Origin of the sequence: Desulfoluna spongiiphila (assembly GCF_900101345.1) — a bacterium.
Lineage (GTDB): Bacteria > Desulfobacterota > Desulfobacteria > Desulfobacterales > Desulfolunaceae > Desulfoluna > Desulfoluna spongiiphila.
In genome coordinates, this window is the sequence record NZ_FMUX01000002.1 from 374,886 (window position 1) to 390,497 (window position 15,612).

The following is a 15,612-nucleotide window of genomic DNA, read 5'->3' on the forward strand; positions in this document are numbered from 1 at the left end:
AAAAAGGCCCGGGAAAATCCCCGGGCCTTTTTTTATGCCCTTTGGTCCGGCACGGCCACATGTTGTGCCGGACCATTATTTATATAAGGGACATCACACGGCATCAAGGAGCATGTAGGCATTCGAGAACCTGCCGCTTTCGGGGATAAAGCACAGAACCTTCTGGCCTTTTTTCAGGTTGCCGGACTTGAAGAGCTCTTCCAGCATCACGTAGATGGAGGCGGAACCCGTGTTGCCCTTGGTGCTCAGGTTGGTGAACCACTTCTCGTAGGGGACGTGAAAACCGATCTCCTTCATTCCTTTGTAAAGGGGTTCTTTGAAGAAGTGGGAGGAGAAGTGGGGGAGGAACCAGTCGATCTCGTCGGCCTTGAGACCCTTTTTCTCCACCACGACCTTCAGGTGCCGGTGAACGGCCATGTTGACGATGTTGTCCCCCAGCAGGCGGGTGTCCTGCTTCAGGGCGAAGAAGTCGTTTTCAACGGCCTCTTCAAGGGAGCCGGTCTGCCTGAACCCCACCATCTTGCCCTCTTTGTTTTTTCTGCCGCCGGAGTACATGCACGTGTCGTAATCGCTGGCAAAGGAGACATGGTCGATCCAGTCGACCTTGAGGGAAAGTCCCCCGGCGTTTTGTTCATTGGACATGTAGACGGCCCCTGCCGCATCCGAGAGCATCCATCTCAGGAACTCGGCGTCAAAAATGAGCTCGGGGTTTTTGTCGATGTCTTTGTTGCCGTTGGTCTCTTTGTGCTTGAAGAAACTGGATCGCAGGATGGATGACGCGATTTCAGATCCTGTGGTGACGGCATTTTTGGAAAATCCGGAAGCCACGTTCATGTACCCGAATTTCAGGGCGCTGATGCCGCTCAGGCAGATACCTGCCGTGGAGATCACCTCGCAAGGCTTTGATTTCAACTCGCCGTGCACCATGAGTCCGTGGCCGGGGGCCGTCACATCCGGGACGGTGGAGCCGCAACACAGGCACTCGATGTCGCTGGCCGAAAACCCGGAGTAGGGCTCGAGTCCCTTGATGGCTTGGGCCGTGAGCTCGGCATTGGTGTGGGTCATCTCACCGGTGTCCTTGTTAACGGCGTAGTATCGGGTTTCAATGCCGTTGTGTTTCAGGATTTTGTTGCGAATTTTTGACGGGGTTTCGTTGATCATGCCAAGGACTGATTCCATCTCATCGTTTCCTACGGGTTCACCGGGCAGTGCAACAGCAATGTCGTTGATGTAGACGTCTTTCATGGCTGACTCCTTTGGGTTGAATGGTGAAACGTTATGGATAGACAACAGAAACATGGGGTGGCCGAAGGCCAGGCTTGGGAAGGCCGCGGCCGCGGCATTTCCCCGGGTTCGGAGGTGCCCATGGTTTTCCCTCTGGACCAGCCGGGCGGACCATGGGCCGACGGGCTGTGCCCGTGGTTGACAACATGGGTGCGTCAAGGCCCATTGTATAAGGAAGCGGTGACGCGCTTTGTCTCGCCCGGTTTGTCAGGCACCCCCTTTGCCCGCAGCAAAGGGGTTGTGCAGCGACTGGAGATAGGCTCCCACCCTTCCCTGGAAAAAAAGGCGAAGAATCAGGCCGACCACCAGGCAAAGGGGCACCATGACCAGCACGGAGAAAAACAGGGAGAGAAAAAACAAGAGCTCCACGGGATAGCGGAGGCCGTACCAGAGTCGGCCCGCCAGTCGCGCGAGGGTGGCCCACGGCCAGAAGAGGAGCAGGCCGAACTTTTCCGGCAGCATGTACTTACCGCTCACCTCGGGAACCTCGTCGCTCAACTTCACCAGGCGGCACGTTTCGAGCTCTCCTTTTTCAAGGGCGACGCCGAGGCGCTGGCCCACGGTCTGAAGGGAATCGATGTCCCCGGACGAGACCCCGGCCGCCGGCAGGGAGGGGATCACTTTTTTCCGTCCGGTGAACAGCCACAGCGGGGTGGTCAAAAAGGTTGCCGAGGCTGGCCCCTGGTCGATGAGCACCACATGGCCGATGATGCGTCCCCCCAGTCCCTGGACCAGGTTGCGAACCTGGAACCAGGCGCGGTGCCACATGTTCCGGCAGGCATTGACCATCACAACTGGCGTCCCCGCAAGGACCCGTGCGTCCCTGGAGTTCAAGAAGCCCAGCATGGGAAGGGAGAGCTTTAAAAACCACACATGGTAACCAAGGATGATCAGGTCGTAGTCTCCGGGGTTCAGTTCATGCGCCGGTGTCTCCATGGCCGGGGGGATCTCAAGGAAAGCCTCGGGAAACACGTCGAAAAACCGGAAGAATGTCCAGGGATAGGGATATGCTTTTTGGGGGGAGACAACCAGGGTCTCCACCTCCACCCCGTCCAGGTCTTTAAGGGGCCGGGTCAGGGAATCCATGCAGTCCCCCAATTGTCCGCTCTGGGAAAAATAGACACACAACACACGCTTCATCATCCGACTCCTTTTCAGGTTCTGTTGTAAGGGTAAAGGCCAGGTGTTTGCTCATCAGGCAGGAAAAGGGCTCCATGGACAGGGCATGTCGCCACTCCTCGTGTTGCCTCATGATTACCTGACGATGAGGAATTTGTTTTGAGAAACTAAGCCCCGGGGGGCCCGTCGTCTTTGCTATTATGGGTGCATGCCACCCCGCATCCACGGGGATGCGTAAAGGGACGGGACGAAAAAAAATGTGGTTTCGTTTTTGGTAAGGAGAATAAGGAAGGGTCGCCAACTTGACACACCTCGGGTGTGTCTATATATTGGCTGGTAACAGTGAGAATACTTCTCTTATTCTCATGCCTTGGGGGGTACAGGGTGTGGCCGCACTCTGTGCTCCCTTTTTATTTTTATAAAGCGTTACAGTATCAAACAATGAGAGATGTGCCCGGCAACGGTGTAAATACCATCGTCGTATTTCTGGAAGGTCGGTTTCGTATGTCGGTGGTGGTCGTTTACAGGTGTTGCGAGGCTTAAACAGGAACAATGGTTCGTTGTTTTTAGTTTATAAATTAGATGGTTTTTCTTTGTCAAGCCATTTTGAATGACTTTTTTGCTTCCTGTTTTCTTATGGGATTTGATGCCGCATTTGAACCTTTTTGCCGGCAATGAAAAGGCATTGTTCTGATGTGGCGTTTGGGTTTAAGCTTTCGTTTCTATTATGTTTATGATTGAATGTTTCGGCCATGGAGGCTGTGCGCTGGGATGAATTGTTCGCTATGTTAGAAATAAGTTAGAGACAAAATTTGTCTTTTCTAACGTTGTTTTTTTATCGTCGTTTCGCGTGAAGGTACCCTTTGCGATGTCTTTTGGTTTTCCTTTGTTAGGCCACACAAAGAAATCCTCCGGAAAAGGACCGGTACAGTGGGCAGGCTTTTTGATCTTGGTACATCACTACTCGTTGTAAGATATTGATTGATAATTGTATATTGTGCGGTTTTTACTCAGGATACCGGAAATGTTGCCCGTGGTATTCTTTATCTTTTTGTGTGCAAGGGGTTGCTTTTCGTGCTCGCCCCTCAATTAGGGTTTTGGCGATGTCTGTGATTCCTGTGGCAGACAGAGCCGGGGTATCCCTGAGTCCTTGGATTCGTGTCAGTTGAAAAGCAGGCGTTCCACCAAAATGCCATCCCCCCTCTTTGTTTCTTTTAGTTGACAGCATGCTGTCATTATGGGAGGGTGCTGTCATGGATATGCAAAACCACACGAAACGGACGGACGCAGCCGAAAGGTTCACACAGATTCTTCTTGAAACCTTTCGTTTCAACGGAGCTCTCATTGCCGCGGGGGATCGGCTGACGAAGGAATTTGGGCTGACAAGTGCCACCTGGCAGATACTGGGTGCCATCCATGAGGTGCCTTTGACCATGGCTCAGATTGCCCGTGACAAGGGCCTTACTCGGCAAAGTGTCCGGAGGACAACGGCCTTGCTTGAGGCCAGGGGCTTCGTCGAATTGCAGGAGAATCCGGGCCATCGTCGGGCCAGGCTGGTGGCCCTTTCTGAAAAAGGTGGCGATGTGCTGGCACAGGTCACCGAGGTTCAAGCCGTGTGGGCCAATGCCATCGCCGAAGGAATGGACCCCGACGCGCTGGTCGTGACCCTTCGTACGTTGAGGGCCTTGTCTGCAAAATTGTAAGCTATTGTTTTTTTGGCGTTAGCCCGGATATTTCACGAGTCGAGTGCACCTATATTCAAGGCATCAGAGCTGCAGATGTAGTGGTTTACCTCAAGGCTCCGATAACGCGGAAGATGGGTGCACTCGGCTCGCCCGAAGGGTGAGGAAATCGAGCAGAAAACGGCGAATCACATTTTGCACTTTTGAAATATCTGAATTTGCTTGGATAACCATCTGTAATAACATCAGCTTGGCTTGGCTTGATCGTTTTCCCATGAAATATCCGGGTTAGGAGGCAGTCATGAAGACCATGAGCCGATCGCAGCAGAACATGTTGAAAGCGGTCCACCTTATTGCAGCGGGCCTGTGGCTCTCAAGCGTGATCATCATCGCGGTGATGCCGTATGTCTCGATAGACATCATCAGCGGTGATGCCCTGTACATGTACAATCGAATCTTTCATTTTATCGATATGAAGATTCTCACCCCGGCAGCCGTCGTGACGCTTATCACCGGTCTGCTCTATTCCCTTTTTACCCGATGGGGTTTCTTCAAGCACGGTTGGTTGATCTACAAATGGGCGGCAACCCTTGCCATTGTACTCAGCGGGACCTTTTATCTGGGCCCCATGGTGACCCGGAATCTGGAGATATCGAACCTGAAGCGCTTGGCGGCGTTGCAGGATCCCGTTTATCTTCATGGATTGACGGTGGGGGGCTGGGCGTCGGGTATCAACACGTTACTTCTTGGCCTTGCCGTTGTCTTTTCGATCTACAAACCCTGGAAGAAAAAAAACGGATAGAAGGGCCTTTCTTTAAAGAGGCAAAACGGGCGGCTCAGATGAGCCGCCCGTTTTTATTTTATGGATGGAGTTTGGTGCCTTGCGTTTCAGTACACCGTCTCTTTTTCTGGCTTGCGCATTGCGTGACGACGGCCTTTGGCGTAGGGCAATGATACACGTATTGGCATCGTTAAAGCGGCCGTCACTTCATGTGTGTATCCGTATTGTTCGACCGAGCCCTTACTGGTAGGACACGGTAAGGCTCACCCCGGAAAAAGCGGAGTAGGCACGGATACCGATGTAGGTGGCCCCGCTGCTGGGGGCGGCGTTGCTGCAGGTTTCGTTGTTGCCCCACTTGTAGGGCCTGCAATCGTAGTCGGACTGGGTGGGTTTGTCACCAAAGCGGGTGTAAAGGTCGGCGTCCCCCGATCCGTCGCTGATGGAGATGGTGAGGTTTGCGGCCCCTGAAGGAAGGAGCACCTTGTGGTAGAGCCAGTCTCCCTTTGCCGCGGCAAGGCCGGTGAGGGTCTCGCCGTTGGTGATGACAGGGACGCCGTCGTCGGCCGTCACAACGATCTGCCGGGTGTCGATGGCAGTGAGACCGTCGTTATCGGTGACGGTGAGGGTCGCCGTATAAGAGCCTGCGGCGGCATAGGTGTGTTGCGGGTTGGTCTGGGTGCTTGTGGCCCCGTCTCCGAAGGCCCAGGCACGGGAGGTGATGCTGCCGTTGGCATCGCTGCTCTGGTCGCTGAATTGAACGGTCAGATCCGTTGCGGCAAAGGTGAAGGCTGCCGTGGGGGCGCCGGGCTGGGCCACGGTGAGGAAGAGGGCGCTGACAGCCCCCCAGTTGTTGTTGGCATCCTTTGCGCGCACAAAGACCATGTGTTCGCCGGCGGTCAGGCCGGTGGTGTCCACTGTGCCGGTGATCCCTTCGGAGGTGGCGTTGAAAACCCCGTCGGTGGCATGTAAGGCATGTGCCACGGTTCCCTGGGCCCATGGCGGGGTGTCGATGGTGTACTCAGCGGCGGCGATGGCCTGGGAGGCTTCGGTTCCGTTGGCGCTGCTGTAGCGGGTGTCAACGGCCGTGGCGGTCACGGTCCCTGCGTTGTCCAGGGAAAGAGAGAGGATGTCGGGACCTGCCGGGGTCTTGTACGGGGCCCGGGCCACCTTGGCGGCGTAGAGCAACGCGGGAAGGTTGCCAGGGAGGATTTGGTTTTCGTAGGTAGCGCAGGACTGGAAAAAGGCGGTGCCCAGCTCAAAGCAGTACCCGGCGATGCCCAGCTCGCCGTAGGCGTAGTCGTCGGTGGTTCCGGTGGTGGGGTAAAGGCCCACGGCCTGCTGGGGGGTATAGCCGTTGAAGTAGGCGAATTTTCGGCCCAGGGTCTGGAGCTGGGTGCCGTTGGGGGCGGCGTTGCTGGTATCACCCCAGGGCCAGAGTACCAGTTCGCTGTAGCTGTGGATGTCGATGTAAAGGCCCGAGGCGTCGTCGGACACCAGGCCGCCCGGGGTGCCCCCGTTGTGGTCGTCGAAGATGGCCTTCATGTAGTTCTGAACCGCCTGGGTCTCGGGCTCGGATGCCGCATGGGAGCCCCGATAGGTCTGGTCGCAGGTGTAGGTGCTGGCCCCGCTGCCGCCCCAGTGAAAGTCGAAGTTTCGGTTCAGGTCTGCCCCGGGGGTCTGGTGGGCGCAGTAGTCTGTGTTGTTGTTTTTTCGCCAGGAGGCCCCGCCTTCGGCCTGCTTGCGACCGTCCGGGTTGGCGTGGAGCATGAGGTGAACTTCATGATGATCGAGGATCCACCGGGAGTCCGCGTCGGTTTGGTAGGTGTCGGTGAGCTGGTGGGCAAAGGCCAGGGCCAGGGGGGAGGTGGTGTACTCCCGGGCGTGGATGGCACTGGTGATAAAGAGCTTTGGCTTGTGGCTGGTGATGGTTTTGTTGGTGAGCTTTAAGACAAACAGGTCGTAGCCACCGCTGGTGTTCTCTTTTTTCCAGGAATCCCCCGCGTCGATGATTTCGGCAAGGTTGGGGTAGGCCGTGACCATGGCCTGGGCGTCGCTGAAGGTGGCTTCCACGGTCTTGTAGCAGGGGTACCCAGAGATGGTGTCAGCCGACTGGGTGGCCAGGGCCATGGGGGCTGCGGCGTCTTTTCGGTGGAGGATGTACCCCTCATGGGGCTCGATGCGGAATCCCAGGGACGTGAGGTAGGCCTCGTCTTTTAGGGTGGCATGAATCACCAGAAACCCCTCGTCGTAGTTGATTTCGGGCGGGGTGGGCTCAAAGGATTTGATCACGTAAAGGGCGATCTCTTTGTCGGGGAAATAGGCTTTGATGTAGCGCCGTGATTCCTCACGTTCCGCCTGGTCGGCAAAGGCACCGGTGCCAAGGATCATCAGAAACACACTCGCGAAAAACAGGCATAGACATTTGGCTTTCATGCACATCTCCTTTTCGTGGGTTAGGAAGTCTGGTGCGTGGAACAGGACCTGCTTCGATGAACCGGAGGCGCCCAAAGGAAAGGGATACCGGGGCATCGTGTATGCCGGGGGAATAAACGCATCTGCGGATCGTGGCGTGCACGACACGCGCTCTGTTTGTCTGCTTTCGTGGTTTTTCAACGGCCTCTTCGGGCCGGAGGCGTGATGCTTTTTTTCTCTGAAACGTGAGGCAAAGGCGGGGGCACAATGTCTTAACTGATCATGATGACAGTCTTTTGATGTCGTAGGGTATTATATCGTCGTTTTTTTTGATGTCAAGGAAGGGGAATGGGGGGAGGGAATCGTGGATGCCCGGAGCACCGCACTCCCGTGCGGCTTTTTGATGAAGCGACCCGGTGCGGCGACACCGGGTCGTAACGGATGGGTCGGGCGGCAGTGGCTAAGGTTCATACGTTTTCACGCCATATGCCGTGGCGAAATCACGTGAACGCTGCCCGATCCCCATGGTGCATCTTATTTTTCGGGGTAAAGGAAGGCAAACGCCTCCTCTTTGAAGGCGGACCGTTCGGTCATCTCTTTTTTCGCCTGGTCGATGCCGTCGGCAAGGACCGGAACCGCTTTTTCAAGGATCGCAAGGTAGTGGTCGGCATCCTGGGCCGTAAAGGCCGGGATCTTCCAGGTCTTGACGGTCTGTTCCGACACCACCATGGACAGGACGGCACACATGCCGGGCATGATGCCTCCGCCGCCCACAAGGTTGTGGAGATCAGACGACATAAAGGTCACTCCTCCGGCGTCCTGGCTGACGATGGTGGCCAGCTCGCCCACGAGGCTTACCTTTTCCCGTGCCGTGGAGGCCGCAGCCAGGGCCGTGCCCAGGGCTGCAATGCGCTCGCCCAGTTCCCGGGTGGCCTTTTCCATGTCTCCGGTTCCCCGGGGAAAGGCCGTGTCGGAGTGGGTGCAGGGAAGGCCTGCGGCGCGGATTCCTTCGATGAGGGCGTTAAAGACCGTGGGGTTGTCCACCTCTTTGTTCATACGCACCCAGAACATCTCTTCCCGGTTGTCTTTAAAGACGGCAGGGGCATACGCTTTGCTCTCAAGGATGATGGTGGGCAGGGCGTCCAGGCCGAGTTCTTTCAAGGCCCGCCCTTTGTCGCCGAGCATGATGTTGCCCTCTAAGTCTTCGTCCGGTCCCAGGCCGCCCTCGCTGGCATTGATGATGGCCATTACCGAGACAGGGATGTCGTCGATTTCCAGCACGGTTCCGATGACTTTTCCAACCTTTCCGGGCATGTCTTCAGCCCCTGTGACGAATTGACCCGGGTAATTTTTTTCAAAGGTATTCACAACGGCCAGGCAGGTGGCGGTCTGAAGGGCCACGGGGAGCTCCAGAACGCCCTGTCCGTAAATTCGTCCGAAGGCAGTGCACGCCACGGTCTGGCTGTAGATCGCATCCATGCCGATGGCAAGGCGGGCCAGGGTGGCCTCAAAGGGGGTGATGCCCCTGCGGGCCCGGGCTGTTCCGATGCCACCGCCTTCAGTCCGTACGGTGACGATACCGGTGTCGATGTCGGCCTCCACCGAGGAGATGGTGGTGCGCACGGGAAAGGCTTTTCGCAGGAGACAGGCGATCACCGCAAAACCTGCGGAGTCGTCCTGAACAAAACCGAAGTTGGTGTGGACATGGCCCGCGCCCACATGGCCGGTGATGCCGAGGATACCGCTGGATTCGTTGCTTTTGGAAATCTTCATCATGCTGGCTCTTTTTTTAACTGTTGAGAGTAGGGTTGCCTTCTGTGGGTGGCACTGGGGCCCCTGTGGAAGACACCGGCGATACAGAGAAAAAATGAAAACATGCCTCCGGCAAAGACGCCGAAGGCATATTCAAGCTGAGTCGATCCCCCCATGTTCAAGGGGGAAGGCCCGCATGGTGCGGGCCTTGATTTTACAGTCCCGGCAGCCAGAGAGCGAGGGAGGGGACAAACACGATGGCCAGAAGGGCCAGTACCATGGTGAGCAGGAACGGCACCACCGCCACGCTGAGCTTTTCGATGGACAGGTTGCTGATGCTGCAGCCCACGAAAAGGTTGACGCCTACGGGGGGAGTCAGAAAGCCCATGGAGGAGGTCACGATCATGACAATCCCGAAATGGATCGGGTCCATGCCCAGGTGCTTGACCACCGGCAGGAGCAGGGGCGTCAGGATCAGGATGTTGGCCAGGGCGTCCATGAAGGTTCCCATAACAAGCAGGAACACCAGGATAATGGGGATCAGGATATACCTGTTGTCCGAGATGCTTGTCAGGATATCCACGAGCTGGTTCGGCAGGTTGTAAAAGAGAAGGATCTGCCCCAGGGCCGTGGCCGTGGCCACCACCAGGAAAATGGAGGCCGTGGTCAGGGCCGTGCCCTTGAACACTTCGGCGACTTTTTTCCAGGAGAGGGTCCGCAGGAACAGGCCTTCCATGATGAGGGAGTACACCACGGCAATGACGCCTGCTTCCGTGGGGGTGGTGAAGCCGCCGTAGATGCCTCCCAGGACGATGAGGGGAACCATTAACGCGGGAAGGGCTGATTTCAGGGAGGAGAATACCTCGGAAACCGGCGCACGCTTACCGGAACCGGTAAACCCGTATTTTTTGGACAGGACATAACTGCACAGCATGAGGCAGGCACCCACAAACAGGCCGGGGATAACCCCTGCGATAAAGAGGTCGCCTACGGAGACACCGGCCGTGGTGCCGTAAATAATCAGGGGCACACTGGGGGGGATGATGACCCCAAGGCAGCCTGCGGCGGTGTTGACTGCGGTGGAAAAGGACTTGCTGTACCCTTCCTCCTCCATGGCAGGAACCATGATGCCGCCGACGGCGGCCACAGTGGCGGGTGCGGAACCGGAAAGGGCCCCGTAGAACATGCTCGTAAGCACGGAGATATGCGCCATGCCGCCCGTGATGTGCCCCACCAAAGAGCGGGATACCGCCAGGAGCCTCTGGGCCATGCTGCCCTTCTGCATGATCTCACCGGCCATGATGAAGAAGGGAACCGCCATGAGGGGGAAGACATCCAGGGATGTTACCATCTTCTGGATGAGAAATTCGTAAGGGAGCAGATCGCTGAATGTCATACCCACGGTGACACTCAGGCCGATGGCGATCCCGATGGGCACACTCAGGAGGAGAAATGCCGCAAGCGAAACAAACGTTAAAACAATTGCCATATCCATTGGACCGGGTATTCCTTAATTGATTTCCATGATTGAAGGGTCGTACTTGCCCGTGATGACCCCCCAGAGCCTCTCCAGGGTTCGCAGGGCCATCAGGCCCATGCCCACCGGAACACTGAGAAAAACCCAGTACATCTGAACCTCAAGGGCCGGTGTTTTCTGTCCTGTGGAGGATAAGAACATGATGAACTTGATGCCCCAGAAGGTGGCGCAGGCACAGAACACGACGGTGCAGAGATGGGCTAAGATGGTGACGGGCCTGGCAAATTTTCCCCCGAACATGTTGCGGATAACCGTGACCTCCAGATGACGGTTCATCTGGGTGGCGTAGCTGCACCCCACGTAAACGGCCCAGATAAAAAGATAGCGTGCGATCTCCTCGGACCAGTCGAGGGAGTTCTGAAGCACGTATCTGTTGAAGACCTGGACAACGGTGATGCCTGTCATCATAACCAGCGCCAAGGAGGAGAAAATCTCCTCGGATCGGTTGATGATGGATTTGGTCGATTTTATCATGCGGATGAGCTCCTGTGGCCGGGTATGCCGAAGGGACGGCATACCCGGTTGTTCTTCATTACTCGGCGATGGTTGCCTTGGCCTGTTCGATCAGCTCTTTACCGATTCGCTTCTCGAATTTTTTGTAGACGCCTTCAGTGGCTTTTTTCCAGTTCTCGCGCTCTTCGGGGGTGAGAACGGTTACGGTGACGCCTTTGTCTTCGAGTTTGCCCAGGATCTCTTTTTCACCGTCACGGATCAGCTTTCGCTCATAGAGTTTGACCTCGTCGAAGGTTTTCAGCACGAGTTCTTTGTTCTTGGGGCTGAGGCTGTCCAGGAAACGCTTGGAGATCATGACCAGGTGGGGGCTGTAGAAGCTGTTGACGATGGTAACGTTGTTGTTGACTTCCGGGAAGTTGTTGTGCCATGCCAGGTTCAGGTCGATGTCGATGCCGTCCACGGTTTTCTGCTGAAGGGCGGTGTAGACCTCACCCCAGGAGATGGGAGTGGGGTTCATTCCCAGGCTTTTCAGGGTCGCGATGTGCGCTTTGGAAGGGGTGGAACGGATTTTCAGACCCTTGGCGTCGGCCATGGTGGTTACGGATTTTTTGTTGTTCCAGAGGTTACGGAAACCGATTTCAATGTAACCGAGGCCGATGATGCCGCTTTTTTCCAGGGCCTTGCTGGCGTTCATGCCGATGGGGCCGTCGGTGATTTTGTCGGTGGAGGGGTAGTCGGGGAAGAGGAAGGGCAGGTCAAAAATCAGGAATTCATCGGAAAAGGGGGACAGGTTTGCGGTGCCGGCAGAACCCATCTGCAGCATGTTGAACTGGAGGCCTTGAACCACGCTGTCAAAGTTTCCGAACTTTGAGCTGTCGAAGATATCCACGCGGAATTCGCCGTTGCTGCGTTCTTCGAGCAGTTCTTTAAATTTTTCAAACGCCTGACCCATAGGATGCTGGGGGACGTTGGGGTGGGCAAGTTTGATCACAATGGGGCCGGCTACGGCAGACGAAGTGGCCAAAAATAGGGTGATCATCAGGGTTGCAATAATGGTTTTTAATCTGGTCATCCTTGAACTCCTTAACTCCTTATGTATTAAAATGTCCGAGAGCCTCTCCGGAGCTCCCGGGCTGTACCGTCACACATTCAGCAAGGGTGGTGCTGCGTACCGCTTTTAAGGCGGAACGCCGGATTCGATTCGTACGGTCTGGGAACGCGATCATCACGGTACCCAAAGGCAATGCCATGGCGCCTATGGGCTTGATCGATCTGTTGTTTTGTGTTCCCGAACAAGGGCCTTTTTCCCCCTTCGTATGAATCTTTTTGACAGGTGTCATGAGTCTGATTGAACACACTGTGCCTTTTTAATTGGACATGATAGGGTGCTTTGGTTCAAAACAAAATATTCGATCAATATCTATAAAATGACTATTCAATATGGGTATTATATGCGGTCGGACCGTGGTGTGTAAGGGAACAGTCCATGGGGCAAAATAACCATGAATTGGCGGGGATGCCCTAAATACACGTATTGTTTATCCTCTTTGCCACCCACTGATGATGTGATTATGCCTATTTTGTGTGGGTATTTTTAGGGAACGTGATGGTTGTTTGGCTCTGTCGGGGTATGCTATTTAGATGAAACAGATGGCAATTATTCAGGGCAACATGGCTTCCGGCGGTGCCGCAGGGACCATGATTGTCAAACAGGGTTTAAAAACATCAGGGTGTCTGGTCGCCTGAAAGGGTGTCGACTCCAGCGGACGGGGAACAAGGCGGTGAGGGCCGAACCATGCGGTTAAAAAAAATAGTCTCTGTGCCCGGGCTTTGGAAGCAGAGCCTCATGGCCCGCCTGGTGGGTTCGTTTTTGTTCCTGTCCCTGACCATTGTGAGTCTGGTGGGGTACATCGCTTACCACCAGGCCACGGAAGCCCTTAAGGCGTCGGTGTTTGATCGTCTGGACACGGTGGCGACCTTTAAGGCGGGCGAGTTGAACCGCTGGGTGGAAGACCGCATGCTGGACGTGGCTTTTTTTGCCAGCCTGCCCGACGTGCGGCGATCGGCGGGAACTCTTCTTAAGAGTGGCCCCTCAAGTCCGGGGTACCAGGAGGCCTACACGGCCTTGTCCCACATCATGGAGGACATACTGGCAGGCAGGTCCGATCCCGAGGAGATTTTTGTCCTCTCCGCCGTGGGCGGACAGATCGTGGCCTCCACCAACCCGGAGCAGGAAGGCCTGTACCGGCCCAAGGACATCTATTATACACGGGGGCTCCAGGGCAATGCCATCCAGGGCGTCTACGCTTCCCCCATGACCCTGAAGCCGACCCTGACCCTTGCCACCCCGCTTTTTGATGGGGCCGGGGAGCAGCGGCTGGGCGTGCTTGCCGCCCACATGAATTTGAACCATATGGACCAGATCGTCCGGAACGCCGCAGGCCTTGGCCAAAGCGGGGAATCGTACCTGGTGGATTCCTTGAACGTCTTTGTATCGGCTGACCGGTTCGGCCGCCTGGAGTTTCCCAAGGGTGTCCACACCGAGGGCATCGACACCGCGGTGTCGGGCCTGAATGGGTCGGGCATCTACGAGAACTACGCCGGGGTGCCGGTTATCGGGGTGTACCGCTGGCTGGAAGAGCGCCAGCTGGCCCTTTTGGTTGAGATGAGCCTGGAGGAGGCCTTTGCGCCGGCCCGAATACTGGCCCGGAATATTATCCTGGTGGGGGTTGTCTCGGCCTGGCTGCTGACCCTGGGCATTTACGTCCTGGCCCGACAGATCGCGCGGCCCATCCGGACCATTGCCGACACGGCCATGCAGGTGGCCCAAGGGGATCTGGAGTCCACGGTGCCGGTCCTCACCGAAGACGAGGTGGGCATCCTGGCCCGCTCCTTCAACCGGATGGTGGGCGAGGTGAAAAAGCACCGCGTGCACCTTGAGGACCGGGTCGCCGAGCGCACCGCAGACCTCAAGGAGATCAACGCAAGGCTCCAGCATGAGATTGCCGTGCGCAAAGGGGCCGAGGGTGAAATCCGCACCCTCAACGAAGGGCTGGAACAACGGGTGCAGGAGCGCACCTCCGAGTTGTCCGTGGCCAACCGCCTGCTCCAGCGGGCCAAGGAGTCGGCCGAGGCGGCGAGTCGGGCCAAGAGCCGGTTCCTGGCCAACATGAGCCATGAGCTGCGGACACCATTAAATATCATCCTGGGATTTTCCCATCTGCTGAACCGCGACGAGCGCACCTCTTCCGACCAGCAGGAGTCCCTGCAGACCATCACCCGAAGCGGTGAACACCTTTTGGCCCTGATCAACGATATCCTGGAGATGTCCAAGATCGAAGCGGGCCGGACCATCTTGAAGGCGCAGAGCTTTGATCTGGCCCTGACCCTTGAGGGCATCGAGCGGATGCTGCGCAGCCGCACCGAAGGAAAAGGGTTGGCGTTTGCAGTGGAAACATCCCCGGATCTGCCCCGGTATATAAGGAGCGATGAGACCAAGCTGCGCCAGGTTCTCGTGAACCTGCTGGGAAATGCCGTGAAATTTACCGACGAAGGCGGCGTGATCCTGCGGGTCCGGCGCGGCGAAGACGGCCCGGACGCTTCCCGCCTGTTTTTTGAGGTGGAAGACACCGGTGTGGGCATTGAGGCAGGCGAGACCGGCATCATTTTCGATGCCTTTTCCCAGACCGGATGCGGGGAGAAGGAGAGGGAAGGCACGGGCCTTGGCCTTGCCATCAGCAAGCAGTACGTGGACCTCATGGGGGGCGAGATTTCTGCCGAAGGGCTGGACGCCGGGGGCTCGCTTTTTCGCTTCGATATTCGCTTCGAACCGGCGGATATGGCCGAGATCAAGGTCAAGAGCACGGATCGGCGGGTGACAGGGCTTCAACCCGACCAGCATGCCTGGCGGATCCTTATTGTGGAAAACAACCCGCAGAGCCGTGATTTGCTGAAGAGGCTGCTCACCGTCGTGGGCTTTGACGTACGGGAAGCGGTCAACGGAGAGGAAGGGGTGGATCTGTTTCACCGGTGGCATCCCCACCTGATCTGGATGGATCTGAAGATGCCGGTGATGGACGGTTATGAAGCCGCCCGGAAGATCAAGGCAAGCCCCGGGGGGCAGGACGTAAGGGTTATCGCCCTCACGGCGAGCTCCTTTGACGAGCAGAAGGGGGACGCCCTGACTGCAGGCTGCGACGACTTTGTCTCCAAGCCCTTTGGGGAGGCGGACATTTTCGGCACCATGGAGAGGCACCTGGGGGTGCGCTACCTCTATGAGAAAGAGCCGCAACGAACCGGTGTGGCGGCATCCGGGGGGGGCAATTCACATCAGGCCGGGCCCGACGATCTGGCTGCGCTGCCCGAGGATCTACTCAAAGAGCTCGCCGATGCGGCAACGGCCTGCGATGTCGGCAGCGTCGCATCGATCATCGATGAGGTCAGAAAGATCGACGGCCCCGTGGCCGATTCCCTGGCCGAGCTGGCCAACAGCTTTCGCTACGATGATATTCTTGCGTTGATCAAGGTGTAGAAACCTGCTTTCAAGGTGGCACACCTTGCCGCCGGAGGCTTTTTTAAATACTTTTTTTAGG

The 15,612-nt window shown here is 56.6% G+C and carries 11 protein-coding genes; 3 read left to right on the plus strand and 8 right to left on the minus strand.

Annotated elements, in window-relative coordinates:
* Nucleotides 1-93: 93 nt before the first annotated feature.
* On the minus strand, nt 94-1,245 hold the full coding sequence (locus tag BLQ12_RS04670) for a beta-ketoacyl-ACP synthase III (protein WP_092208747.1): 1,152 nt from the start codon (nt 1,243-1,245) through the stop codon (nt 94-96).
* Nucleotides 1,246-1,491: 246 nt separating this feature from the next.
* The gene (locus BLQ12_RS04675; protein ID WP_139163839.1) at nt 1,492-2,427 is read right to left on the minus strand and encodes an NADPH-dependent FMN reductase family protein; all 936 of its coding nucleotides are present in this window, start codon (nt 2,425-2,427) and stop codon (nt 1,492-1,494) included.
* A gap of 1,229 nt (nt 2,428-3,656) precedes the next feature.
* Here BLQ12_RS04675 and BLQ12_RS04680 point away from each other — a divergent pair.
* Nucleotides 3,657-4,106, plus strand: a complete 450-nt coding sequence (locus tag BLQ12_RS04680) for a MarR family winged helix-turn-helix transcriptional regulator (RefSeq protein WP_217640239.1) — start codon at nt 3,657-3,659, stop codon at nt 4,104-4,106.
* Between the two features lie 90 nt (nt 4,107-4,196).
* Here the strand turns inward: BLQ12_RS04680 and BLQ12_RS27300 are convergent, their stop codons facing one another.
* Nucleotides 4,197-4,361, minus strand: a complete 165-nt coding sequence (locus BLQ12_RS27300; protein WP_175469500.1) for a hypothetical protein — start codon at nt 4,359-4,361, stop codon at nt 4,197-4,199.
* A 25-nt stretch (nt 4,362-4,386) separates the two neighbouring features.
* Here BLQ12_RS27300 and BLQ12_RS04685 point away from each other — a divergent pair, with 25 nt between their 5' ends.
* A complete protein-coding gene (locus BLQ12_RS04685) occupies nt 4,387-4,887 on the plus strand; it encodes a hypothetical protein (protein ID WP_092208751.1) in 501 nt (166 codons plus the stop codon).
* A gap of 219 nt (nt 4,888-5,106) precedes the next feature.
* Here the strand turns inward: BLQ12_RS04685 and BLQ12_RS04690 are convergent, their stop codons facing one another.
* The 5 genes from BLQ12_RS04690 to BLQ12_RS04710 all read right to left on the minus strand — a co-directional run bounded on the left by BLQ12_RS04690 (nt 5,107) and on the right by BLQ12_RS04710 (nt 12,092).
* Nucleotides 5,107-7,299 (minus strand): M14 family zinc carboxypeptidase, encoded by a 2,193-nt coding sequence (locus BLQ12_RS04690; RefSeq protein ID WP_175469501.1) that lies wholly within the window; start codon nt 7,297-7,299, stop codon nt 5,107-5,109.
* 513 nt (nt 7,300-7,812) lie between these two features.
* Entirely contained in the window at nt 7,813-9,054 is a 1,242-nt protein-coding gene (locus tag BLQ12_RS04695) for a hypothetical protein (protein ID WP_254781976.1), read from the minus strand.
* A gap of 190 nt (nt 9,055-9,244) precedes the next feature.
* The gene (locus BLQ12_RS04700) at nt 9,245-10,525 is read right to left on the minus strand and encodes a TRAP transporter large permease (protein ID WP_092208755.1); all 1,281 of its coding nucleotides are present in this window, start codon (nt 10,523-10,525) and stop codon (nt 9,245-9,247) included.
* Nucleotides 10,526-10,540: 15 nt separating this feature from the next.
* Complete coding sequence (locus BLQ12_RS04705; protein ID WP_092208757.1) at nt 10,541-11,041, minus strand: TRAP transporter small permease; 501 nt, start codon at nt 11,039-11,041, stop codon at nt 10,541-10,543.
* Between the two features lie 58 nt (nt 11,042-11,099).
* The gene (locus BLQ12_RS04710; RefSeq protein WP_092208759.1) at nt 11,100-12,092 is read right to left on the minus strand and encodes a TRAP transporter substrate-binding protein; all 993 of its coding nucleotides are present in this window, start codon (nt 12,090-12,092) and stop codon (nt 11,100-11,102) included.
* Nucleotides 12,093-12,815: 723 nt separating this feature from the next.
* Here BLQ12_RS04710 and BLQ12_RS04715 point away from each other — a divergent pair.
* Entirely contained in the window at nt 12,816-15,551 is a 2,736-nt protein-coding gene (locus BLQ12_RS04715; protein ID WP_092208761.1) for a response regulator, read from the plus strand.
* Nucleotides 15,552-15,612: the final 61 nt, after the last annotated feature.

Bases quoted from the DNA above. Each gene is read 5' to 3' on its own strand.
- BLQ12_RS04670 (WP_092208747.1), bottom strand. From the start codon at position 1,245: ATGAAAGACGTCTACATCAACGACATTGCTGTTGCACTGCCCGGTGAA.
- BLQ12_RS04675 (WP_139163839.1), bottom strand. From the start codon at position 2,427: ATGATGAAGCGTGTGTTGTGTGTCTATTTTTCCCAGAGCGGACAATTG.
- BLQ12_RS04680 (WP_217640239.1), top strand. From the start codon at position 3,657: ATGGATATGCAAAACCACACGAAACGGACGGACGCAGCCGAAAGGTTC.
- BLQ12_RS27300 (WP_175469500.1), bottom strand. From the start codon at position 4,361: ATGGGAAAACGATCAAGCCAAGCCAAGCTGATGTTATTACAGATGGTT.
- BLQ12_RS04685 (WP_092208751.1), top strand. From the start codon at position 4,387: ATGAAGACCATGAGCCGATCGCAGCAGAACATGTTGAAAGCGGTCCAC.
- BLQ12_RS04690 (WP_175469501.1), bottom strand. From the start codon at position 7,299: ATGAAAGCCAAATGTCTATGCCTGTTTTTCGCGAGTGTGTTTCTGATG.
- BLQ12_RS04695 (WP_254781976.1), bottom strand. From the start codon at position 9,054: ATGATGAAGATTTCCAAAAGCAACGAATCCAGCGGTATCCTCGGCATC.
- BLQ12_RS04700 (WP_092208755.1), bottom strand. From the start codon at position 10,525: ATGGATATGGCAATTGTTTTAACGTTTGTTTCGCTTGCGGCATTTCTC.
- BLQ12_RS04705 (WP_092208757.1), bottom strand. From the start codon at position 11,041: ATGATAAAATCGACCAAATCCATCATCAACCGATCCGAGGAGATTTTC.
- BLQ12_RS04710 (WP_092208759.1), bottom strand. From the start codon at position 12,092: ATGACCAGATTAAAAACCATTATTGCAACCCTGATGATCACCCTATTT.
- BLQ12_RS04715 (WP_092208761.1), top strand. From the start codon at position 12,816: ATGCGGTTAAAAAAAATAGTCTCTGTGCCCGGGCTTTGGAAGCAGAGC.